The organism is Pseudomonas inefficax (assembly GCF_032164165.1).
GTDB lineage: Bacteria > Pseudomonadota > Gammaproteobacteria > Pseudomonadales > Pseudomonadaceae > Aquipseudomonas > Aquipseudomonas inefficax.
On record NZ_CP134401.1, the window covers coordinates 3,354,554 to 3,377,507 of the forward strand.

Sequence of the window (22,954 nt, forward strand, 5' to 3'; positions counted from 1 at the left end):
CCGGGACAAAAGAAGTCGTATTTAACCACAAGCTCGCAGCCGAAACCAAAGGCTGTGCGCCCGCCGAATCGAGCATGTCCGAGATCATTCAACTTAGCGCAGAGGTCCCGTCCGAACTGGGCGGTCAACGCCTCGACCAGGTCGCCGCCCAATTGTTCGCCGAGTACTCGCGTTCCCGGCTGACTTCGTGGATCAAAGAAGGCCGCCTGACGGTCGATGGTGCCGTGGCGCGCCCTCGAGACCTCGTCCATGGTGGCTCGCAACTTGTCCTTGAGGCCGAGCAAGAGGCCCAGGGCGAGTGGGTCGCCGAAGATATCGAGCTGGATATCGTCTACGAAGACGACCATATCATGGTGATCAACAAGCCTGCCGGGCTGGTTGTGCATCCGGCCGCCGGGCATGCCAGCGGGACTTTGCTCAATGCACTGCTGCACCACGTGCCTGACATCGTCAACGTACCGCGCGCCGGTATCGTCCACCGCCTGGACAAGGACACCACCGGCCTGATGGTAGTGGCCAAGACCTTGCAGGCGCAGACCCGGCTGGTCGAGCAGATGCAGGCGCGCAAGGTCAGCCGCATCTACGAGTGCATCGTGATTGGCGTGGTCACTGCCGGCGGCAAGATCGATGCCCCGATCGGCCGCCATGGCGGCATGCGCCAGCGCATGGCGGTTACCGACGGCGGCAAGCCGGCGGTCAGCCACTACCGTGTACTCAAGCGCTTCCGCTCGCACACCCACGTGCGGGTCAAGCTGGAAACCGGCCGTACCCACCAGATTCGCGTGCACATGGCTCACGTTGGCTTCCCGTTGGTCGGCGACCAGACGTACGGCGGGCGCTTCCGCATTCCGCCGGCAGCCAGCCCGACCATGGTCGAGGCGGTGAAAACCTTCCCGCGCCAGGCACTGCATGCGCGCTTCCTGGCATTGGCCCACCCGATTACCGGTGAAGTCATGAAGTGGGAATCGCCGCTGCCGGACGACTTCGTCTGGTTGCTGTCGCTGCTGAACCAGGACCGCGAGAGCTTTATCGGATGAGTGGCCTGACGCAGTCGCTGCTGTTCCCCGACTGGCCGGCCCCGGCCTCGGTGCGCGCCTGTGTCACCACCCGCCAGGGCGGCGTAAGCCTGCCGCCCTATGAAGCCTTCAATCTTGGCGACCATGTAGGGGACGACCCTGCCGCGGTGGCCGAGAACCGTCGCCGCCTGAGCGACGAATTCGCCATCCAGCCGGCCTGGCTCAAGCAAGTGCATGGTTTGGTGGTGGCGGATGCCGACCCGGCCGTGGTGGCCGAGGCCGACGCCAGCTGGACCGACCAGCCCGGCATTGCCTGTACTGTGATGACTGCCGATTGCCTGCCTGCGCTGTTCTGCGACCGGGCCGGTACCCGCGTGGCGGCGGCGCATGCTGGCTGGCGCGGGTTGGCCGGTGGTGTGCTGGAGGCCACCTTGGATCGCCTGGCACTGCCGCCTGAAGAGGTGCTGGTGTGGTTGGGGCCGGCGATTGGCCCGCAGGCGTTCGAAGTGGGGCTGGAGGTGCGCGATGCCTTTACGGCGGTGCACCCGCAAGCGGCCAGGGCCTTTGTCGATGGTGCCCGGCCGGGCAAGTTGATGGCCGACATCTATGAGCTGGCGCGTATTCGGCTGGCGGCGCGTGGGGTTACTGCTGTCTATGGCGGTGGCTTGTGCACGGTCAGCGATGAGCGGTTCTTCTCCTATCGCCGTACCCCGCAGGGTGGGCGCTTTGCTTCACTGGTGTGGCTGGAGCCGCGCTAGCCTGTAGGGGCCTCTTCGCGGGTAAACCCGCTCCCACAGGTACTGCATCGCTCTCAAGGTCTGTGAGGATCCTGTGGGAGCGGGTTCACCCGCGAATGGCCCCCCACTAATCCAACAGGTTGACTCGGGTCAACCCCGCTACGCTTGAATCTTCCAGAATCAGCCTTATCTATAAGGTCATCTCAGGCAGGTTTCTTCATAAACAGGCGCTGTCCATCGCTCCGACCTGCCCTTTAAAGGAAGGTACCCCATGCGAATAGACCGTTTGACCAGCAAGCTGCAGCTTGCAATATCCGATGCCCAATCCCTGGCCGTTGGCATGGACCACCCCGCCATCGAGCCCGTGCACCTGTTGCAGGCACTGCTCGAGCAGCAGGGCGGTTCGATCAAGCCGCTGCTGATGCAGGTTGGCTTCGACATCAACAGCCTGCGCCAGGCGCTGGTGAAAGAACTCGACCAGCTACCGAAAATCCAGAACCCCACTGGCGACGTGAACATGTCGCAGGACCTGGCGCGCCTGCTCAACCAGGCCGACCGCCTGGCCCAGCAGAAGGGTGACCAGTTCATTTCCAGCGAGCTGGTGCTGCTGGCCGCCATGGACGAGAACAGCAAGCTCGGCAAGCTGTTGCTGGGCCAGGGCGTAAGCAAGAAAGCCCTGGAAAACGCCATCAACAACCTGCGTGGCGGCGCGGCTGTCAACGATGCCAACGCCGAGGAGTCGCGCCAGGCGCTGGACAAGTACACCGTCGACCTGACCAAGCGCGCCGAAGAAGGCAAGCTGGACCCGGTGATCGGCCGTGACGACGAAATCCGCCGTACCGTGCAGGTGCTGCAACGCCGTACCAAGAACAACCCGGTGCTGATCGGTGAGCCTGGCGTAGGTAAAACGGCCATCGCCGAAGGCCTGGCCCAGCGCATCATCAACGGTGAAGTGCCCGACGGCCTCAAGGGCAAGCGCCTGCTGGCGCTGGACATGGGCGCGCTGATTGCCGGTGCCAAGTACCGCGGCGAGTTCGAAGAGCGCCTCAAAGGCCTGCTGAACGAGCTTTCCAAACAGGAAGGCCAGATCATCCTGTTCATCGACGAACTGCATACCATGGTCGGCGCCGGCAAAGGCGAGGGCGCCATGGACGCCGGCAACATGCTCAAGCCGGCCCTGGCCCGTGGCGAGCTGCACTGCGTTGGCGCCACCACGCTGAACGAGTACCGCCAGTTCATCGAGAAGGACGCAGCCCTGGAGCGCCGCTTCCAGAAGGTGCTGGTCGAGGAGCCGAGCGAGGAAGACACCATCGCCATCCTGCGTGGCCTGAAAGAGCGCTATGAAGTGCACCACAAGGTGGCCATCACCGACGGCGCCATCATTGCCGCGGCCAAGCTCAGCCACCGCTACATCACCGACCGTCAGCTGCCGGACAAGGCCATCGACCTGATCGACGAAGCGGCCAGCCGCATCCGCATGGAGATCGACTCCAAGCCGGAAGTGCTCGACCGCCTCGACCGTCGCCTGATCCAGCTGAAGGTGGAATCGCAGGCGCTGAAGAAGGAAGAAGACGAAGCGGCGAAAAAGCGCCTGGAGAAGCTGACCGAGGAAATCGACCGGCTGGAGCGTGAGTACGCCGACCTGGAAGAAATCTGGGCCTCCGAGAAAGCCGAGGTGCAGGGCTCGGCGCAGATCCAGCAAAAGATCGAGCAGGCCCGCCAGGAGCTGGAAACCGCCCGTCGCAAAGGCGACCTGAGCCGCATGGCCGAGCTGCAGTACGGGGTGATCCCGGACCTGGAGCGCAGCCTGCAGATGGTCGACCAGCACGGCAAGACCGAGAACCAGTTGCTGCGCAACAAGGTAACCGAGGAAGAAATTGCCGAAGTGGTGTCGAAGTGGACCGGTATCCCGGTGGCCAAGATGCTCGAAGGCGAGCGCGAGAAACTGCTGAAGATGGAAGAGCTGCTGCACCAGCGCGTGATCGGCCAGGGCGAGGCGGTAACCGCCGTGGCCAACGCCGTGCGCCGTTCGCGTGCCGGGCTGTCCGACCCGAACCGGCCAAGTGGTTCGTTCCTGTTCCTCGGCCCGACCGGGGTGGGCAAGACCGAGCTGTGCAAGGCCTTGGCCGAGTTCCTGTTCGACACTGAAGAGGCGATGGTGCGCATCGACATGTCCGAGTTCATGGAGAAGCATTCCGTGGCTCGCCTGATCGGTGCCCCACCAGGCTATGTAGGGTATGAAGAGGGCGGTTACCTGACCGAGGCAGTACGGCGCAAGCCATACTCGGTGGTGCTGCTGGACGAGGTGGAGAAGGCCCACCCGGATGTGTTCAACGTACTGCTGCAGGTGTTGGAAGACGGCCGCCTGACCGACAGCCACGGGCGCACCGTGGACTTCCGCAACACCGTGATCGTGATGACCTCCAACCTGGGCTCGGCGCAGATCCAGGAACTGGTGGGGGACCGCGAGGCACAGCGTGCGGCGGTGATGGATGCGGTGGGTGCGCACTTCCGTCCGGAGTTCATCAACCGTATCGACGAAGTGGTGGTGTTCGAGCCACTGGGCCGCGAGCAGATTGCCGGCATTACCGAAATCCAGCTGGGCCGCCTGCGCAGCCGACTGCTGGAGCGCGAACTGTCGCTGAGCCTGAGCCCGGAGGCCTTGGACAAGCTGATTGCCGTGGGTTACGACCCGGTGTACGGCGCACGGCCGCTGAAACGGGCGATCCAGCGCTGGATCGAAAACCCGTTGGCGCAGTTGATCCTGGCAGGCAAGTTCATGCCGGGGACGGCGATTACTGCCAAGGTGGAAGGCGACGAAATCGTCTTTGGCTGATCTGTTTCACCATGAGCCCCGCATCTGCGGGGCTTTTTTTTGCCTGTTTTCCTGTGCTGGCCTCTTCGCGGGCATGCCCGCTCCCACAGGAATACCGACAGCCTCGAGGCTTGCGCAGCACCTGTGGGAGCGGGTTTACCCGCGAAGAGGCCAGCACAGGCCCCGCGAAACCAAGGCTTTTCAGGCTTTCTGGATAACTTGCTGAAATTTTTGAATTTTTTGCTTGCATCTAAAATCGAGTGACCCTAATATACGCCGCGTTGTCAGGCACTAAGCGAATCACCAGCAATACCGGTGACCGCAAAACAACTTACAAATCAGTAAGTTGAATGAAAAAAAGTGGTTGACAAGCAAAACGAAGAATGTAGAATAGCCGGCCTCAGCAGCTGTAACGCGAAAGCGGATAGCCAAAGAGACCGAAGCTAACACAAGCTTCGAAGCTGTAAAGATGTACCGAAGTTCAGTTCCGCGATAGCTCAGTCGGTAGAGCAAATGACTGTTAATCATTGGGTCCCTGGTTCGAGTCCAGGTCGCGGAGCCAATCTCGGGGTGTAGCGCAGTCCGGTAGCGCGCCTGCTTTGGGAGCAGGATGTCAGGAGTTCGAATCCCCTCACCCCGACCATTTTCCGGGTCGTTAGCTCAGTTGGTAGAGCAGTTGGCTTTTAACCAATTGGTCGTAGGTTCGAATCCTACACGACCCACCATGTAAAAAGGGCATCTCAGCGAGATGCCCTTTTTCTTTAAGTATCACGGGGTGTAGCGCAGTCCGGTAGCGCGCCTGCTTTGGGAGCAGGATGTCAGGAGTTCGAATCCCCTCACCCCGACCATTTCCGGGTCGTTAGCTCAGTTGGTAGAGCAGTTGGCTTTTAACCAATTGGTCGTAGGTTCGAATCCTACACGACCCACCATGAAAAAAAGGGCATCTCGCATGAGATGCCCTTTTTTTTGCCTCGAAATTAAGATGCGCTCTTGGGGCCCACACAATCCTCTGTGGGAGCGGGTTCACCCGCGAATGCGTCAGCAGGTTCACCATCGCATTCGCGGGTAAACCCGCTCCCACAGGGCATGCTGGCGCCTGTCAGTGCAGCTTCAGGCGCGGCTCGGTACCCCGACCAATCTTGCTACCCAGCATCATCAACGCCGTACGGAAGAACCCATACAACGCCATCTGGTGCATCCGGTACAGCGACACGTAGAACATCCGCGCCAGCCAACCCTCCAGCTTCACGCTGCCCATCAGGTTACCCATCAGGTTGCCCACCGCCGAGAAGCGCGACAGCGACACCAGGGAGCCATAGTCCTTGTACTCGTAGGTCGGCAACGCCTTGTTCTCCAGCCGCGCTTTCAAACTCTGCGCCAGCATCGAAGCCTGCTGGTGCGCCGCCTGTGCCCGTGGCGGCACGTTGCGGTCGCTGCCCGGTTGCGGGCAGGCAGCGCAGTCGCCGAAGGCAAAGATATTGTCATCGCGCGTGGTCTGCAGGGTAGGGCGCACCACCAGCTGGTTGATGCGGTTGGTTTCTAGCCCATCGATGTCCTTGAGGAAGCCCGGCGCACGGATACCGGCCGCCCACACCTTCAGGCTGGCCTGGATCACTTCACCGTCCTTGGTTTTCAGCCCATCCTCGGTCACTTCACTGACTGCGGCGTTGGTCATCACCTTCACCCCGAGTTTTTCCAGGGTCTTGTGCACCGGCACGCTGATGCGCTCTGGCAGTGCCGGCAACACGCGCGGGCCCGCTTCGATAATGGTGATGTGCATGTCCTTGGGCTGGATGCGGTCCAGGCCATAGGCCGCCAGTTCGTGGGCCGCGTGATGCAGCTCGGCTGCCAGTTCCACACCGGTGGCACCGGCACCGACGATGGCCACGCTGATCTTCTCGCTCGCCACATCACCGGCATGGGCACGCAGGTAGTGGTTGAGCAACTGCTGGTGGAAACGCTCGGCCTGCTTGCGGGTGTCGAGGAACAAGCAGTGCTGCGCCGCGCCCAGGGTACCGAAGTCGTTGGTGTTGGAACCCACGGCAATCACCAGGGTGTCGTAGCCCAGGGTGCGCGCAGGCAGCAGCTCGCGGCCCTCTTCATCGAGGGTGGCGGCCAGTTGAATCTGCTTGCCTTCACGGTCCAGGCCGCTCATGCGACCCAGCTGGAAGTTGAAGTGGTTCCACTTGGCCTGGGCCACGTAGTTCAGTTCGTCTTCCGAGGAGTTGAGCGAGCCGGCGGCCACTTCGTGCAGCAGTGGCTTCCAGATGTGCGTGAGGTTGGCGTCGACCAGGGTGATCTCGGCCTGCTTGCGCTTGCCCAGGCTTTTACCCAGGCGGGTCGCCAGTTCCAGGCCGCCGGCGCCGCCGCCGACAATCACGATGCGATGAGTCATTGGGATATCTCATAAGGTTTACGGAATTCGTGGCCCCGGGGGCCGGCCGCAAACTGCACGAGGGGAGGGCGAGCGCGAAGCGGCTCATAGCACCAGTCCACTGAGCAGGCGGCTGATGAGACCCAACCCGATGGTCACGGCCACCACCAGCACAAGGAGCAGCCACGGCCGGAAGGGCCGGCGCTCGACTTGGTGCTGGGGGGCTCGCAGATACTCATCGACACGACGCTGATCTTCCGGATTCAGGCGGCTGGTCATGGTGGGGCCTCGTCAGGTAGACGTTTGTGACTGCGTAAACGCTACAGTGTTCACGCAAGCGCATGAAACAAATGATAAGGCTTTCTATAGCTGGCGCCGAGTTTACGCCATCGCAAACACTCGCTGCACTGGATCAAAGACTGATGCCCACGTCGAAAACAATGCTGCGGCCCAGGTTACCGCGCAGGAAGTCCGGCGCATCGGGGTGGGCGAACAGCACCCGGGCGAAGGTTGGCCCGACCAGCGACAGCGAGCGCCAGCCCTGGCGCAGGTATTCGGTGGGCGGCGGAAAATGGGTGTTGAGGTCGAGCACTTCGCGCTTGAGGCTGGCGAAGGCAATGATGTCCAGCTCGTTCAGCTCCAGCCCGCGTTCCCGGTAGTTGTGCGCCTTCTTGCGCAAGGTCGGCGCCAGGCGCCCCAGCAGCTCGGTGGCACTGATGCGCCGCGGGCGCGCTTCGCGGCGTACCAGCTGCGCCAGGGAGAACGCACTGCGCCGGCGCTGCAGCTCTTCGCGCCATTCATCATTTAGCCGGCGGCCCTCGTCGAGCACGAAAAACACCTCGAAGGCCGCATCGCGGAACAGCACATCTGGCGGTTCTTGCCCGGCCGGGGTGAAGTCCTCGCTGCGGTAGGGGATGTTCAGCCCCTGCAACAGGCGTTGGCACACCCAACGCTCCCGTTCCCACTTGCGGGCGTTGGAGAGAAAGGCATTGGCTTGTTCGGCCTGGATAGTAAGCAGGCGCAGGTAGTCTGAGTCATCCATGGGACAAGCTTAGACGTTAATCGATGACGATAAGATGCTGTTTGTGCGCAGAAATCAGCCCGGCACCGGGGCACTGTTGCGGGACCCCTGCCAGATGAAACGGAGAATGGGTGTAGACTCGGCTTTATCCACAAGGTAGCAAGGGGCATTCATCAGGTGATCAGCGCGCAGGTGTTGTCCGGCACCACCCTTACGCTTGGCTGGCTGGGTTATGTGCCGTTGCTGATCTGGGCGGCCAGCCAGGTGCGCTGGGTTGAGCTGTTCACTGACCGGCGCCGCCAGCATCTGCTGTTTGGCACGGTGTTCTGCCTGTTTGCGTTGTGGTTGGTGCGGCGCGATTTCGATACCGGGGTGTCGTACCACTTCATTGGCATGACGGCGGTCACGCTGTTGCTGGACTGGCCACTGGCGGTGCTTGGCGGGTTCATGGCCCAGCTAGGCTTGCTGTTGCTGGGGCGCCACGACCTGGCGGCGCTGGGGGTGAATGGCCTGTTGCTGGTTGGCCTGCCGGTGCTGATAGCCGAGGCGTGCGCAATAGGGGTCGAGCGCGCCCAGCCGCGGAACCTGTTTGTGTATATCTTCTGTTCAGGGTTCTTCCCGGCAGCATTGACCGTACTGGCCTGCCTGTCGACCGCGCTGGGGCTGTTGTGGCTGGACGGGCGCTTCGCCATGCCGGAGTGGCTCAGCGATTTTGTCGGCTACCTGTGGCTGATGATGTTCCCCGAAGCGTTCATCAACGGCACGGTGATCAGTGCGCTGGTGGTGTTTTGCCCGGAGTGGCTGGAAACCTTCAACCGCACGCGGTATCTGCAGGCGCCGTGGAAGGAGGATGAGCGGTGAATTTGTGATGGCTGTACCGGCCCTTTCGCGGGTGAACCCGCTCCCACAGGGACCGCGCGGCTTTCAAGGCTGGTGCAATATTTGTGGGAGCGGGTGAAACCGCTCTGACAGGGACCCTACGGTTTTGAAGGCTGATGCAATACCGGTGGGAGCGGGTGAAACCCGCTCTGAAAGGGACCCTGCGGTTTTCAAGGCTGGTGCAATACCTGTGGGAGCGGGTTTACCCGCGAAAGGGCCCTGAAGGGCACCTTGCTATCAGCTCAATGCCGCGGCTCCAAGTCCCCAGAATACAGCTCATCCTCGGACTCTTCCGCCCCTGGAATCTTGTGCTCTTCAGCCGCCCAGGCCCCCAGGTCGATCAGCTTGCAACGGTCCGAACAAAATGGCCGGAACGGGCTTTTCTCGTTCCATTCCACAGGTGCGCCACAGGTCGGGCAATCGACGGTCAATGGCTGGCTCATGGCTGGCCTCCTCGTAAAGTCAGGTAAAAGTGGTGCAGGCGGTCAATCTGCTCATGCAGCGCGGCCAGGTCGCCGTCATTGACCACCACATCATCGGCATGGCGCAGGCGCTCCTCGCGGGCCAGCTGGGCCTTGAGAATGGCCTGCACCTGCTCGGCGCTGGTGTTGTCACGCGCCAGGGTACGCGCCACCTGCAGCTCCTGCGGCGCATCGATCACCAGCACCCGCTGGGTTTTCTGGTACTGGCCCGACTCGATCAGCAGCGGCGACACATAAACCGCATACGGCGACTCCGCCTTGGCCAGGTAGCTGAAAATTTCCTGCCCGATCAGCGGGTGCAGCAATTGCTCCAGCCATTTGCGCTGCGCCGGGTCGGCGAAGATCAGCTGGCGCAGGGCGGCACGATCGAGTTGGCCGTCCGCCTGCAGCACACCGGCGCCGAAGCGCTCGACGATGCTGGCCAGGGCAGGGCGGCCAGGCTCGACGACCCAACGCGCCGCCTGGTCGGCATCGACCAGGTGCACGCCAAGCTCGACGAAACGCTCGGCAGCGGCGCTCTTGCCGCTACCAATGCCGCCGGTCAGGCCGAGAATCCAGGGGGTAAAGGCCGCAGTGGTCATCAGAATCCAAGCAGTTGTGTGTATGAAGCGTATATTTCATCACCCCAGAGCACGGCAATCCACCCCGCAATCGCCAGATAAGGCCCGAACGGGATCGCCGTGCCCATGGCATGGCGGCGCAGACGCAGCAGGCACAGCCCAGCCAGCGCCCCGACCACCGATGACAACAGCAAGGTCAATGGCAACACCTGCCAGCCACCCCAGGCCCCGATCAGCGCCATCAGCTTGAAGTCGCCATAGCCCATGCCTTCCTTGCCAGTGGCCAGCTTGAACACCCAGTACACCGTCCACAGGCTGAGGTACCCGGCCACCGCGCCCCACAGCGCACTGCTCAGCGGGACGTAGAGGCCGAAGGCGTTGACGATCAGCCCCAGCCACAGCAGCGGCAGCACCAGCGCATCCGGCAGCAACTGGTGTTCGGCATCGATCAGGCTCAGGGCCAGCAGGCACCAGGTCAGTGGCAACGCCAGCAAGGCCTCGGGCGAAACACCAAAGCGCCAGGCCACCACCAGCGACAGCAGCGCACTGGCCACCTCCACCAACGGGTAGCGCGGGCTGATGCGGGTTTTGCAGGCTGAACAACGCCCGCGCAAGGCCAGGTAGCTGATGACCGGAATGTTCTCCCACGCGCGAATTCGATGCGCGCAATGCGGGCAGCGCGAGGCAGGTAGCCACAGGTCGAAACGCTCGTGCGGCGTGATCGGCAACTCCAGCATTTCCTGCGCCTCACGCTGCCATTGCCGCTCCAGCATGATCGGCAGGCGGTACACCAGCACATTGAGAAAGCTGCCCACCAGCAGGCCGAGCACCGTGGCCAGGGTGAGAAAATACGCCGGCTGCTCAGCCAGCAAAGTCCATAAAGTCATGTTCAGATCAAGCTACCCAACTGGAAGATCGGCAGGTACATCGCCACCACCAGGCCGCCCACCAGCAGGCCCAGGACCAGCACGATGGCCGGCTCCAGCAGGCTGGTCAACTGGTCCAGCGCCTGGCCGACCTGTTCCTCGTAGTGGCTGGCGGCTTTTTCCAGCATCTGGTCCAGCGTGCCACTGGATTCGCCGATGGCCGTCAGTTGCACCAGCAGCGGCGGAAACAGCGGCTCGGCGGCCATCGCCTGGTGCAGCCCCTGCCCATTGGCCATGCCCTGACGCAGCCGCAACACCGCCTGCTCATGCAGGTCGCCACCACTGACCCTGGCCACAGTGCCCAGCGCATCCAGCAACGGCACACCGGCGGCATAGGACGTTGCCAGGCTACGCGCAAAGCGCGCCAGCGCCGCCTGCCCCAGCAGCGTGCCGAACACCGGCAAGCCCAGCACCCGGCGAGATATCCACAGGCGCGCTGGCGCATGCTGCCGGTAGAGCTGGCGCATGGCAAAACCCAGTACCACGGCCATCACCAGCAGCAGCGGGGCAAACCGGCTCAGCCCTGTGGACAAGTCGATCACCCATTGGGTAAATGCCGGCAACGCCACGCCCATGCCAGAGAACATGCTCTCGAATTTCGGAATCACCTCCAGCAACAGGATTGCCGAAACCCCCAGCCCCGTCAGCAATAGCATCAGCGGGTAGATCATCGCCTTGCGCACCTTCTTGTGCAGCACCCGACGCTGCTCCAGCATGCCCGCCAGCTGTTCCAGCTGCCGGTCGAGCGTGCCGGACTGCTCACCCACCCGCACCAGGTTGCAGTACAGCCCATCGAACCACCCCGGGTGGCGCTGCAACGCATCCGCCAGCCCCAGGCCCGAGGCCACATCCTGTTTCAATCTATCCAGCAATGCCGCCTGCGCCGCATCGCAGCCACTGCGCCCCATCACCTCGAACGCCTGCAACAACGGCACCCCGGCCTTGAGCAAGGTCGCCAGTTGCCGGCTGAACCCCGCCGGGTCGGCCTTTTCCCGCCGCTTTGGCAAGCTGAACTTAAGCCCACCGGCAGGCCGCAAGCTGGCGACCTTGATGCCCTGGCGGATCAGCCCGGCCCGCACATAGGCCGGGCTGCGCCCGGGCGTTTGGCCACTGACCGGCGTGCCGTTGGCATCGGTGCCGTGCCAGGAGTAGAGGAGTGTGGATTGGGTCATGCAAAGGTCCTTTTCCTGCCCGTGCGACAAGCCTGGAAACAGCTTGCCGCGTCCATGCAAGGGCGCGCGTCCGTGATGCTCACTAGAGTAGTTCAGCGAAGACGACGCCCGAGCGGGCAGGGGTGACAAAAGGTGTCTGTTCAGGCCTACTGCGCCGCTGCCAGCCGGGGTCGAGCCTGACCTCAACGAGTACCCGTATCAAAAAGGAAACGTTCATGAAAGGGCAACGCGGTATCACCCTGATCGAACTGATGATCGTTGTCGCGATCATCGGCATTCTGGCGACCATCGCCTTACCGATGTACACCAACCACCAGTCACGCTCCAAGGCTGCGGCCGGGTTGCTGGAGATCAGCGCGCTGAAGACCGCGATGGACCTGCGGTTGAATGACGGCAAGGACGTGGCGGGCGTGGCCGAGCTGGGTGGCCAGCCGGCGACGGCGCACTGTGCGATCACGGCTAGCGGCAAGGCGGCGGATGGCACCGGGAGTATCGTGTGCACGCTGGTGGATGCACCGGCTACTGTGCTGGGCAAGGCCCTGACCCTGACACGTTCGGCTACCGGGTGGGCGTGTACGACCGACATCGAGGAAGACCTGGCGCCGAAGGGGTGCAAGGCGCCTTGAGGGTAGGGCAATAAACTAGCGGAAACAGGGGTTTGCGTAACGGGTGCGAGCAGTGGTACGTTGCGCTACACGCCGGTGTAGCTCAGTCGGTAGAGCAGCGCACTCGTAACGCGAAGGTCGCAGGTTCGATTCCTGTCTCCGGCACCACATCCAGCTCCACTGCATTCCGCAGAATGCTTTGGAAGCCCTCTAAACCGGCCTTCTGGCCGGTTTTTCGTTTCCACGACCCTCCGTCGGGAACCAACAAAATCCCCCATAACCGGGGGTATTTTTGGGGTACAGCGTCTTTCCTGAATGGAGAACGTACCCCTATGCCACGGCTAGCCATTCCGCTCAGCGACCTCAAATGCCGCACGGCCAAGCCGCGTGATCGGGCCTACAAACTGTTCGACGGCGGGGGTATGTACCTTTACGTCACGCCCTGTGGCTCGAAGACTTGGCGGCTGCGGTATTTCAAACCCAACGGCAAGGAAGGTACGCTGATCATCGGCAAGTACCCCATCGTTTCGTTGGCCGTCGCGAGGACCAAGCGTGATGAGGCCAAGGCCCTGTTGCTCGACAACCTTGATCCGATGGAAGAAAAGCAGAAGGCCAAGATTGCTGCCCAGCGGGCGAGTCTTCTCTTTGAAACTGTCGCCTTGGAGTGGCATGTCGAAATGTCCCGGCGCTGGACTGACGGGCACACCAAGACGGTGCTGAGCAGGTTGCGCACCCACGTGTTTCCACTGATTGGCCAGCGGCCTATCGCTGAACTCGACACCCACGATCTGCTTGAGGTCACCCAGCGAATCAAGGATCGCGGCACCATGGATGTAGCGCTGCGTGTGCAGAACTATCTATCCACGATCATGCGGGGTGCGAAGCGGGCGCGGCAGATCACTCAAAATCCGGCGCTCGATCTGGCCGGCTCGATTCAAGCGCCGCGCACCGTGCACCGTCCTGCACTCTCGCTAAACCGCCTTCCTGAACTCTTGGACCGAATCGACAACTACACCGGTCGCGAGCTGACCCGGCTTGCAGTGCTGCTGACGCTGCATGTGTTTGTGCGCTCCAGCGAACTGCGCTTCGCCCGGTGGGATGAATTCGATCTGCAACGGGCAATGTGGGAGATCCCCGATACCCGCAAGCCGATTGAAGGCGTCCGCTATTCCACACGCGGGACCAAGATGAGTGGTGACATTCAGATAGTGCCGCTGTCGCCTCAAGTCATCGAAATCCTTGAACAGCTACGCAGCTTGAATCGGTTCTCTGAACTGGTGTTGCCTGGTGACCACAGGTACTGGAAACCCTTGTCGGAGAATACGGTTAACCAGGTACTGCGCAATATGGGGTACGACACCACCAAGGACGTGTGCGGGCATGGTTTCCGGACCATGGCTTGTAGCGCCTTGCTCGAATCAGGGCTGTGGACGGACGCGGCAATTGAGCGGCAGATGAGCCATCAGGAGCGTAACCGCGTGCGCGCCGCGTATATCCACAAGGCCCAATTTCTGGAGCAGCGTCGGTTGATCATGGCGTGGTGGAGTAACTACATCGATGCGAACAGATCGGGCCATGTCACCCCGCATGAGTTCGCCCATCCGGTAGGCGGCAACGTCACCGCCTTGCCAAATGGCCATGGCGCATTCAATCGCGGGTGAGCCTGCAAGATCGGTGCTGGCTGCTCTTTTGCGCGGGTCCATCCGAACAGGGCTGCAAAGCCGCCCTGTTCGGATGGACCTCACTTTCAAAAGCTAAAAGCTACGACGTTGTCCGGGGTTTACCACGGAATTCCACCGGTGGATAACCGCTTTTCACGTCCCCAAGAGCGCTGAATCTCGGCCCTTGACCGGGTTTATCCACAGGCGTAGAACTGGCCGTGCAAAGGCTGTCGATGACAGCACCCCAGGTGACCCGAGCCTTAAAGGTCACGCCGCTCTTGCGGTGGTTCTCCCCAAGGGCGATTCGCATCCGGCAGCTCGCCCGGTTACCTCCCCGGTGATGGATGCTCTCTAATCTCATGGCCCTCGTGCGCCAGCTACACCGTACTGTGCTGCCCTGCAGCAACCTATCCGCGTGGCCGACTATTGCGCCAACCTGTGCCCGTCTCTTTCTTCTGGAAAGAGACGGGCACTTCTACCACTGCTGCAGCTCTGATCGCACAAGGCTTTGCGGCATTCCCCCTCGTGACAATCGGCGTGACAAACGCCGATGTCACCAGCAACAGCGCTGTAGATGATGGTGCCGCAGACCAAGGAATGGACTGCACCTGACTGACAGTCAGGCATGCCCCGGTCATCGCATTGCTGCTTGCACCTGGCTCAGGATCTCGCGGCGCTGGTCTCGTCAGCCAATGCAGCCTCCACCCGCCCACCGGTACCGGTGCTCAGGGGGCCAGACATGAGGTGCCCTTGCTCCTGGACGTAAGGAGCCGCCAGTCCCGCGTAGAGGACATTCCCCACAGGTCGCAGGGGCCTTGATCCCTGATAACACTCAGCATTCTTGGCGGGATGACGTGGGGCGAGGATTGGAGACCAGGCGATGAGGTGATTCGACATGGCATTGGTGGGTAGACGCGATGGCCGTAATTTCGGCTACGGCAGGCAATTGAGTTACGCAGGACCTCAGGCGCTGAAAGACATGTTCGGCGGTGGCCACTACGGCACGGTCAAGGCGCACAGCGATCGGTGGCTGGCATTCGTGAGGTGGTGCCGGTCCGATCAGGGGCCTGGTATCAATGATGCGCGGCAGATTGATCGGAGGGTGTTGGCCGACTATGCAGCTTATCTGCGCGACGTTGTTGGGCGCGGTGACCTGGCCATCAGCACCGCTCAAAATCGGCTATCCAGCGTTAACAAAACCATGGCAGCGCTTCGCGGTGATCAGTGCGTGAAATTACCCAGCCCGAGCAAGGCGTTGGGTATGCAGCGCAGCAGGGGTCGACACTCAGTGCCGCAGGGCCAAGACCGCGAACAGGTTAAGCAGACCGTCGATGCGCTTTGCCGTCATCATCATCTACGGGCCGCCGCGATCATTTTGTTGGCGCGTGCTACCGGTATGCGTTTGCGTGAAGCCATCTTGGCGGATCTGCCACGGCTAAGCCGTGAGGCTAACGACCTAGGCAGGATAAACATTCAGGATGGCACCAAAGGCGGCCGCGCTGGCGCCTCGGCACCCCGCTGGATTACGGTGGATGATCATGTTCGTGGTGCGCTTGGGTTTGCATGGCAGGTGTCGCCTACCGGTAGCCGCAACTTAGTTGCGCCAAGTGAAAGCTACCTGGATGTTTTGCAGAAAATCGTCCGCCCTGCGCGCGACATCCTGCATGCAAGCCACCTCAATGGCTTCCATGAGCTAAGAGCGGCATACGCATGTGAGCGCTACGAGCAAATCACCCAACACCGCGCGCCTATCAACGGCGACCAATGTTACCAGGTCGATAGAAGCTTTGATCGTGAGGCACGGAGGCAAATCAGCTACGAGCTGGGGCACGGTCGGCTCGACGTGGTCGCGGCCTACATTGGGCGGCGAGTATGAGTAAGGCGTTCGATATGGACCTGTTCTTGGCTGGGGTGCTGAGCGGATCGCACGCCACTCAACAACGCCATTTGCGGCAGGCGAGAATCATCCAGGCCGAAATCGCAGAGCGCTGGCAGCGAGAGACGCCTTGGGCTTGGCAGAGGAAGCATGTGGCTTGGTTTCTCGAACATCGCCTAGGGCGGCATAGTGAGGCGACGCGGTATTACTATTTGCTGACTGTGCGGCTGCTCACTCGTCGTTTACAAAAAACATGGGTGCTCAAGCTCTGAGTGAGGATTTGATTTTGATAGGCACGACTGATAGCAATCGTTCCACAGCCGCTCTCGATGGATGGCGAATAACAGCCAATAGCTGACGTTTGAACTTTTGGCCACTACAATGCCGCGACGGTCGTGCTGGAAATAATAGAGAAATTATCCATGCCACAAAAAAGTGAAACGCTTCAAGGAAAAATATTAAGTGACTGACTACAACGAGCGGTATGTCGCCTTCGTCGACATTTTAGGATTTCGCGATCACATTAGGTCCATCAACACTAATCCTGAAAAGCTAGAGAAGCTTCTTGAAATTTTGAATGAGATGGCCACGCACTATCCAGCATTAAGCCAAAACATGTCTGCAACCCAAGGCTTCGAAAATGTGCTTCGAGTGTCTACGTTCTCAGATAATATCGTTATTTCAGGTCAGCTCGACCCCATGGGTTTTACGATTGTTACTACTGTATGCGCTACATTATGTGCAAGGCTCCTGACGCAAGGGGTATACGCGCGGGGGGCCATTACCATTGGAAAACTGCATCACACTAGTAGCGTAGTGCTCGGTGAAGGGCTGGTAAGAGCCTATGAACTGGAAAGTCGGACTGCAATCTATCCTAGGGTAATTTTCGACGATTCGGTAATCAGCCTTGCTTGCAATGTACCGGCAACGAACATCTGGAAGGCTAAACAGGATGTCGACGGTTTGTACTTTATGGATTACCTGGTGCTGGGGCCGCTAATTCTCGGGCCTCCCTCCCCTAGAGAGCCCATCTTGTCGCTGGTACGCAGCGAGATAGTCTCGGACTTGGAAAATAGCAATGATCCCCGCGTGAAATCCAAAGTGGAGTGGCTTGCACGCTACCTCAACGACAATAGTGAGGCATTGCAGATGGAGCGGATCCCTCTCAGCTAGTCTGGATCTGTTAACTTCAATTTCCCTAGTTTTGGACCTCAGAGAGCGTAAGTGACTGTTGCGTCGAGGCGACCGGGCCGTGCCGGGCGTGCGCGATTTAGTCTTAATGTTAGCGGTCGATGGAGGGGTGAAAAGTGAACGTATGTTCGGCGGTCTTGTTGACATAGTTTGACGGATCATTTGCATTTGCTTTAACCACTAATTACAGCCGCTTGCACTGTCGTGCTTTGCAACCGTGACCGATATAGATAAGTTGCTCAGTAGCGGCGGAAAACGGGCGCGATGGCGCATTGATGTCATGTCCAGGGTCCGCTTATGGCCGTTAGCTGCCCGTGGTGAAGGGCAGCTTCGGGTCATATATGCCAGCCGTGAACTGTTTCATCCGACCTATTGCAGCCTGTCGGCGCAGGCAGGAGATTAGATCTAGGTTAAAACAATCACGTTACTATGAGCTTAATCATCTATGTTATCTTCTCATCTAGCTTTTCAGCAATTTTTACGACTGGCGCTGCGAGTTCAAGAAGTTTTTCTGATGTCAATACAATCCTCGAGCCCGCTGAAAAATCGACATGAGAAAATTTTTCCGTGGTGCTAACAAGCCCTGCATTATGCGCAATTATATTTCTTAGGTTGTAGATGTCATCTAGATAAGTCAGCAGCGGAGTGATTGACTTAATTTTTGCTGGTGCAATTTCTGCGAACTTTAGGACGCGATTAGACAGGCCTGGCTCTTTTTTTATAGTGCCGTAGAATTTGTTCCCAGAATCTGTTCTTGAATCCGATGACTTGTCAAATAGCTTAGGCTTGCTCTTGATGTAAGTATCCAGAAAATCCGAAAAGTAAGTCTCGAACACGGCTGACAATATAACGGCCCTGTTAGTAATTACTTTCTCCTTATACAGGTCAACTCTTTCCAAAAAGGTAGAGCGCGTAAGGTCCCTTAGTCTGTCCTTTAATTCAGGTGCATAGAATCGTTCTGCAATCAATTGCCCGGCAGGTATATCGCTGTAGTTTGATATGATGTATGACTCTGCCATCGTAATGGACAGAATTTCAGCCCACATCGACTGGCATGAGTCACCCCATACAGCCTTGAAGTTTTTTAAATGTTGTGAATCAGGCATGCGATGTCCCTTCGAGTCCTTGTAAATGGAGATGTGCTTTCGACAAGTGCTCCAGCCTTTGCCTCAGGGTACTTTTCCCTGTCGCCTTGTTGTGAGTGCTTAATTACGATGGCCTTTGGCCTCCGCTTCTTTCTGCACCTCCTGAACGTAATCTTCTCCCGTTCGAACTTTCTCCAAGAGATCTTTGCATGCTTCAGAATAACGGTGGGACTGAATTTCTGCTCCGTTCATTATCGCGCAATGATACTTGTTGTCGAACTTCTTAAGGTCGACTCCAGCAGTTTCAGAAATTGTCCTGAGTAAGCGATCACAAGCATGCCATGCCTGATATCCCATCGCTTGACCCAGAGTGGTAAGCGTGTAAGGAAAATTAAGGTTAAAGGCCAGACCATCAGCGCCGTCGGCTATTCCGTATAATTTTGCCAATTCCCCGTCAGCCTCTGTAACGTTGGCCAGCACTTTATAATCGACCTGAATTGGGTTTCTGGGAATGTCGGTCCGCACGAGTTGGTAGGTACGAGCGAGCAAAGCCCTTAGTAATCTTGGGTTCACATTCTTAAGCGCTTCATTTGCGCCAAAGGCTGAGTAGACCCAACTAAAATCATTGGCGACGATACTTTTGATGATCACACTGCGGTGATCTGAAACCGGAATAAGTCTTTCACGACGAGGGTACTCTTCCACGAGATCACGGTTTTCCCACTCAAGAATGTAAATATTCGGTATGAGTTTGCCTTCCTCCGACAGAATTTCGTCAATGTCCGCAAGAATTGCTTTAATGTTGGGGTCTTCAGCCCTGTAGCCAATGAACACTAACGGGTGTTCAGCGAAAAACGCGAGAAGCTTTGCGGACAGATATTTCTTGCGTTTGACAAATTCCTCATAGTCAGTTCGCGTTAGTACGATGCTTTCGGATTGAGAGACGCAGCCATGGATTTTAAATATCTCTCCGATACTCGAATGGTTGGCGTAAAGGATCCGTTGCCCCACGATAGCCTCATAATCGGGGAAGATTCCCTCCAGCAGCTCATCGTAATTGGTCGTAATCACGGAGTGCGGCCGAATTTTCTGCAGAAGTTCGATCTCATCCTGTAGGCCGGTCTTTTCCGTTGCCAGAAGCTCTTTGAGAATCGTGGCTACGGTGTATTTGATGTAGACCTGTGGCGAGGTCGTTTCTTCAAATAGCTCCTGTGGAAACTGGTCTTGGCCAGCACCCCACGCCCAATCGTTGTACCTCTCCGAGAATTCAGTGCCAATGTCCACGAAGTCGGGGTAGCGTTGCTTGTAGTAGGCGAACTGTCGTGTAATCTCTGGACAGCGCGCCGCTAGCTCCTTCAATAGTTCTTCCCAGTTAGGGCCCTTTAGGTAGCGCTTCGTGAAGCCCGACCCCACAAACAATATGGGCTGGCACGCCATATCTCCTATACAGGTTTTGATGTCCTCCGTTACATCTTCGATGTATTTCGCGTAGTCCCTAGGCATCTCCCTTTCCTCTCTTTGCGGTAATGGCACTATGTCAGGTAGGTTTTTAACTCACTTAGCTTCCGAAATCCAACACTGAACGAACAGGGCCGGCTCATCAGTGCCGGCCTTGTTTTCAAGTTCGGATCACTAGCGCTTACTCAGTGAATTCGATTCCACCATACCAATTTATGAAATCAACTAACTCGTCCCGATCCGATAGCTTCCAGACCAAAGCCGGGTTGCCCAGCCGCAACGCCGGGCAGTTTTTTCGATTAAGGTTGGAGTTGCGGGTATCGGTATTGGAATACCGCCGTGCCGGCTTGATCTCGGCATCCTCCACCGACACGCACTGGGTCCACAGCGTAATGACCGAGGTTTCACGCTCCAGCGCGATTTCCTTGCCATCAGAGGTTCGGAACCCAGCGATGTATTTTGACGGCTCTGCTATCGGCGTACAGAAACTACTCAGCAACGCCTCGATTTCCGAACGCGCAACAGCCGCCTGCCCGGTATTTGGGGACTGAATGGGCGAGATAGGCGCAGCGAGCCGAGGCGCTCCGACCGGCTCCGCCTCAACCACCTCTTGGGATAGCGCGTTAACCTGCTCCGTCACGGGTGGGACATGCTCGTCTGCCGGATCCGGTGCAGCAGAGTCCGTCGCTACATCAATATCTGTAATCAACTGCCGTAACTTGCTTACGATCAACTGCTTGCGTGCCGAGATGAATTTGTCGAATTTTTCTAGCTCCCACAGTCCCGGCTTTGCAGGAATCAAATGCATGTCCAGGTAGGCTTGGGACTTGTCTGCAAACCAGTCCTTTGGCTCCGCATCACACTTCCCTTGGAAACCATTTTCGTCCGCCGTCAACAACATGCAGTTGGCCAACTGATCCCGTGCCGCCGCCTGATAGCGCATCAACGATTGCCGACCTGTCTTACTGTTCAAATCCTTCACTGAGCGTAGGAGCGACTGCGGGAAAATGTGGTCCACCTGCGGCAGATTACCCGCATAAGCGGGTTGATAATCGAACTGCCGGTACCAGAGGTTGAAGATCAGATGGATCTGCTTCGAACCGTAGCTAGCCTGTAGCAAGCTTTCCTCTGACACATCCAGGTTGCGCCCATCGTTATGGATTACCTCGAACAAGTCCTCCACCGCGAATCGCTCATGTTGCCTGATGCAGCGCACGCACTTGTCGATCAACCCATCCGGGCGACCACTGAACGCTCCGCAAAGTAAAGTGCGAAGCAGGTAGGTGTCCAACCCTTTCACTTGAGCCCAGCGCTGAGGATAGTGAAAGCGGAAGTAGATCACTGGGATCAACGTCAGGTAAGACGGCAACGCTTGGTCTGAACGGATATAGGTTTTGCGGTATAAGTAATCGCGAACATCCCGTATGGCGGCAGATATGCGCGACCATTGGGCAACGATCTCCTGCTTAGTCACATCATCACGAAACTTTTTGACGTCGTAAGCCGCCCCCTTGCCCAGCAATACCAAGCATGTCTTGAGGATGAAGTCCCGTGTGAACTCGTAGCCGCTCGCGTTCAATTCGGAGATTAAGTCCTCCATTGCCTCGTCTGCCTCGTCCCACGATGCCGTGAGCAAAGAAAACAGCAGATCGGACTTGCCTAGCTTGGTGCCGCCCGAGTTGGCACGGATGAAGATTTCCACCACATCGTTTTCGGTATACGTGTCTGGGTTATCAACGCTGTCGAGTTCCTGATAGCCGATGGCTTCCTCCATCACAAATACTTTCTTGGCTTGCCATAGGTTCTTGATCAACGTCTCCTGTCGTCCGGCGTCTAACGTCATACCCCCTTGAGCCATCAACTCATTAGCCAGAAGGTTCGGCATGGCATCACTGAACACGATCTTTTTGAAGTTCACCCATGGGAATATTGCTTTGGCAGGGTTCAGGAATCGGAATTTGTAACGTACCTCTTCAGGGTCCGCTGATGCGCCACTGAGCACATCGAAAAATAGCTCCTCTTTGTTGTGGCTGCCGCGCAAGGAGATGAAGAGGCTTTGCAGACGCTGCTGGCCGTCCAATACCAGTAGTTTGATGCCGTTGTCTTCTGGTACCTGGAACTGAGCGAGCCGTAGGTCATCGCGGTAGTTATCGATGAACTTGCGGCGCTTGATGTTCGAGCGGGTGCGCCACACCAACATGGTGCTGATGGGGTACTCACGCATCAGGGAGTCGAAAAGTTTTTCGATCTGCTCCTGGCTCCAGACGAAAGGCCTTTGGATATTCGGTAGCCAGAAACCGCCGTCATTCTCAACATTGTTGAGGTATTGAACGACTTTTCGGATTGAAAGGTTTTTATTCTTCACGGCCGGTCCTTCGTTGAACGCTTGACGTATGGATGGCCCAATGATGGCGGACTCAGGCGCGTAGTGGCAATGTGTAGCACTGAGTGTTTGGATACCCGCTTGTATCAGTCCGCTTCTAGCCGTCAGCAGCTCTCCACGAGTGGCCGCTATGGGGCCAGGCTGTGAAAACGTTCGGCGCGATCCGGCTGGTTAGAAAACGACCAGAGTTTAGAGCTACTGCGCGAAATTTGGGTTAGCTGAATAACCCAGCTATTGCGGATTTCACGTACGCTCGCGCTCTTCAGAGATCCGTTTGGGTTTTCACACTGTCTAGGTCGTTTTCTGCTGTTCCCCACTTAGCATTTGAAGCGGGTGGTCGTAGCTCTCACTGGAGCCCCAAAATTCCCGATTCGATTCCACAGAAAGCCATAACTAGCTGATTTTTTTATAGATACCCTATGAGGTACATCAAAAAATCCACCAAATTCCAGCCCCGCGAAAACCGGGCCCTCACGGCCAACAACCGTCCGTCTGTCTCCGCACCAGACTGAGTTGGCGTGTGTCAGGTTCTCTAGCTTTGTTTCGCCTCCCGCCTGGATTTTTCCTACAGTCGCCCGCGAATATTCATACAACGCAGAACCTTGCATCAGAGCCCCTACAGCGATACCTTGCTCCAGTCGCGGCCAATTCCGCGACCGGGTTTGGCGACCCGAACGAAAAGGCGCAACGGCGCCCCGACCTCGATTGCAGGC

At 58.5% G+C, this 22,954-nt stretch carries 19 protein-coding genes and 6 tRNA genes; 15 read left to right on the forward strand and 10 right to left on the reverse strand.

Annotation, left to right across the window (positions count from 1 at the left end; all coding sequences use genetic code 11):
* The first annotated feature begins 74 nt into the window (after positions 1 to 74).
* The 8 genes from rluD (at position 75) to RIN61_RS15090 (ending at position 5,497) form a co-directional block, all read left to right on the forward strand.
* The gene (rluD, locus tag RIN61_RS15055; protein ID WP_313852621.1) at positions 75 to 1,037 is read left to right on the forward strand and encodes a 23S rRNA pseudouridine(1911/1915/1917) synthase RluD; all 963 of its coding nucleotides are present in this window, start codon (positions 75 to 77) and stop codon (positions 1,035 to 1,037) included.
* On the forward strand, positions 1,034 to 1,774 hold the full coding sequence (gene pgeF / locus RIN61_RS15060; RefSeq protein ID WP_313852623.1) for a peptidoglycan editing factor PgeF: 741 nt from the start codon (positions 1,034 to 1,036) through the stop codon (positions 1,772 to 1,774). Before rluD ends, pgeF begins: the two co-directional genes overlap by 4 nt.
* Positions 1,775 to 2,024: 250 nt before the next feature.
* Complete coding sequence (gene clpB, locus RIN61_RS15065; protein ID WP_112251897.1) at positions 2,025 to 4,589, forward strand: ATP-dependent chaperone ClpB; 2,565 nt, start codon at positions 2,025 to 2,027, stop codon at positions 4,587 to 4,589.
* A 465-nt stretch (positions 4,590 to 5,054) separates the two neighbouring features.
* Positions 5,055 to 5,130 (forward strand) — tRNA-Asn (locus RIN61_RS15070).
* Positions 5,131 to 5,134: 4 nt separating this feature from the next.
* Positions 5,135 to 5,211 (forward strand) — tRNA-Pro (locus tag RIN61_RS15075).
* A gap of 6 nt (positions 5,212 to 5,217) precedes the next feature.
* Positions 5,218 to 5,293 (forward strand) — tRNA-Lys (locus tag RIN61_RS15080).
* Between the two features lie 46 nt (positions 5,294 to 5,339).
* Positions 5,340 to 5,416: transfer RNA gene (locus tag RIN61_RS15085), tRNA-Pro, on the forward strand.
* Positions 5,417 to 5,421: 5 nt separating this feature from the next.
* Positions 5,422 to 5,497 (forward strand) — tRNA-Lys (locus RIN61_RS15090).
* Between the two features lie 170 nt (positions 5,498 to 5,667).
* Here the strand turns inward: RIN61_RS15090 and RIN61_RS15095 are convergent.
* From RIN61_RS15095 to RIN61_RS15105, 3 genes are all read right to left on the reverse strand, one after another.
* Positions 5,668 to 6,963 carry an NAD(P)/FAD-dependent oxidoreductase gene (locus RIN61_RS15095; protein ID WP_025337608.1) on the reverse strand — a complete coding sequence of 432 codons (1,296 nt, stop codon included), beginning with the start codon at positions 6,961 to 6,963 and terminating at the stop codon, positions 5,668 to 5,670.
* Positions 6,964 to 7,047: 84 nt separating this feature from the next.
* Positions 7,048 to 7,221 carry a DUF3094 family protein gene (locus tag RIN61_RS15100; protein WP_013970765.1) on the reverse strand — a complete coding sequence of 58 codons (174 nt, stop codon included), beginning with the start codon at positions 7,219 to 7,221 and terminating at the stop codon, positions 7,048 to 7,050.
* A gap of 133 nt (positions 7,222 to 7,354) precedes the next feature.
* Entirely contained in the window at positions 7,355 to 7,984 is a 630-nt protein-coding gene (locus tag RIN61_RS15105) for a DUF1780 domain-containing protein (RefSeq protein WP_013970766.1), read from the reverse strand.
* Between the two features lie 156 nt (positions 7,985 to 8,140).
* Here RIN61_RS15105 and RIN61_RS15110 point away from each other — a divergent pair, with 156 nt between their 5' ends.
* Positions 8,141 to 8,824 carry an energy-coupling factor ABC transporter permease gene (locus RIN61_RS15110; RefSeq protein WP_112251899.1) on the forward strand — a complete coding sequence of 228 codons (684 nt, stop codon included), beginning with the start codon at positions 8,141 to 8,143 and terminating at the stop codon, positions 8,822 to 8,824.
* A 260-nt stretch (positions 8,825 to 9,084) separates the two neighbouring features.
* On the opposite strand, the gene yacG is transcribed toward RIN61_RS15110, so the two are convergent.
* The 4 genes from yacG to RIN61_RS15130 are packed head-to-tail and all read right to left on the reverse strand — an operon-like array spanning position 9,085 to position 11,982.
* Entirely contained in the window at positions 9,085 to 9,285 is a 201-nt protein-coding gene (yacG, locus tag RIN61_RS15115) for a DNA gyrase inhibitor YacG (protein ID WP_003260624.1), read from the reverse strand.
* Positions 9,282 to 9,905: a dephospho-CoA kinase gene (coaE, locus tag RIN61_RS15120; protein ID WP_112251900.1), complete on the reverse strand. Its 624-nt coding sequence runs from the start codon at positions 9,903 to 9,905 to the stop codon at positions 9,282 to 9,284. Before coaE ends, yacG begins: the two co-directional genes overlap by 4 nt.
* Complete coding sequence (locus RIN61_RS15125) at positions 9,905 to 10,771, reverse strand: prepilin peptidase (RefSeq protein WP_313852629.1); 867 nt, start codon at positions 10,769 to 10,771, stop codon at positions 9,905 to 9,907. The genes coaE and RIN61_RS15125 overlap by 1 nt, the downstream gene beginning before the upstream one ends.
* A gap of 2 nt (positions 10,772 to 10,773) precedes the next feature.
* A complete protein-coding gene (locus RIN61_RS15130; RefSeq protein ID WP_313852631.1) occupies positions 10,774 to 11,982 on the reverse strand; it encodes a type II secretion system F family protein in 1,209 nt (402 codons plus the stop codon).
* Between the two features lie 215 nt (positions 11,983 to 12,197).
* On the opposite strand from RIN61_RS15130, the gene RIN61_RS15135 reads away from it, so the two are divergent.
* The 6 genes from RIN61_RS15135 to RIN61_RS15160 all read left to right on the forward strand — a co-directional run bounded on the left by RIN61_RS15135 (position 12,198) and on the right by RIN61_RS15160 (position 17,297).
* Positions 12,198 to 12,608: a pilin gene (locus tag RIN61_RS15135; RefSeq protein WP_112251903.1), complete on the forward strand. Its 411-nt coding sequence runs from the start codon at positions 12,198 to 12,200 to the stop codon at positions 12,606 to 12,608.
* Between the two features lie 71 nt (positions 12,609 to 12,679).
* Positions 12,680 to 12,755, forward strand: a tRNA-Thr gene (locus RIN61_RS15140).
* A gap of 164 nt (positions 12,756 to 12,919) precedes the next feature.
* Entirely contained in the window at positions 12,920 to 14,248 is a 1,329-nt protein-coding gene (locus RIN61_RS15145; RefSeq protein WP_313852634.1) for a tyrosine-type recombinase/integrase, read from the forward strand.
* An 895-nt stretch (positions 14,249 to 15,143) separates the two neighbouring features.
* Positions 15,144 to 16,124 (forward strand): integrase domain-containing protein, encoded by a 981-nt coding sequence (locus tag RIN61_RS15150; protein WP_313852636.1) that lies wholly within the window; start codon positions 15,144 to 15,146, stop codon positions 16,122 to 16,124.
* Entirely contained in the window at positions 16,121 to 16,396 is a 276-nt protein-coding gene (locus RIN61_RS15155; RefSeq protein WP_313852638.1) for a hypothetical protein, read from the forward strand. Before RIN61_RS15150 ends, RIN61_RS15155 begins: the two co-directional genes overlap by 4 nt.
* Before the next feature lie 190 nt (positions 16,397 to 16,586).
* Positions 16,587 to 17,297, forward strand: coding sequence for a hypothetical protein (locus RIN61_RS15160; protein ID WP_313852640.1), 711 nt, complete (start codon positions 16,587 to 16,589; stop codon positions 17,295 to 17,297).
* Positions 17,298 to 17,758: 461 nt separating this feature from the next.
* Here RIN61_RS15160 and RIN61_RS15165 read toward each other — a convergent pair whose 3' ends face one another.
* From RIN61_RS15165 to RIN61_RS15175, 3 genes are all read right to left on the reverse strand, one after another.
* Positions 17,759 to 18,421 carry a hypothetical protein gene (locus RIN61_RS15165; protein ID WP_313852642.1) on the reverse strand — a complete coding sequence of 221 codons (663 nt, stop codon included), beginning with the start codon at positions 18,419 to 18,421 and terminating at the stop codon, positions 17,759 to 17,761.
* A gap of 99 nt (positions 18,422 to 18,520) precedes the next feature.
* A complete protein-coding gene (locus RIN61_RS15170; protein ID WP_313852644.1) occupies positions 18,521 to 19,903 on the reverse strand; it encodes an SIR2 family protein in 1,383 nt (460 codons plus the stop codon).
* 136 nt (positions 19,904 to 20,039) lie between these two features.
* Positions 20,040 to 22,223 carry a GmrSD restriction endonuclease domain-containing protein gene (locus RIN61_RS15175; RefSeq protein ID WP_313852646.1) on the reverse strand — a complete coding sequence of 728 codons (2,184 nt, stop codon included), beginning with the start codon at positions 22,221 to 22,223 and terminating at the stop codon, positions 20,040 to 20,042.
* Positions 22,224 to 22,954: the final 731 nt, after the last annotated feature.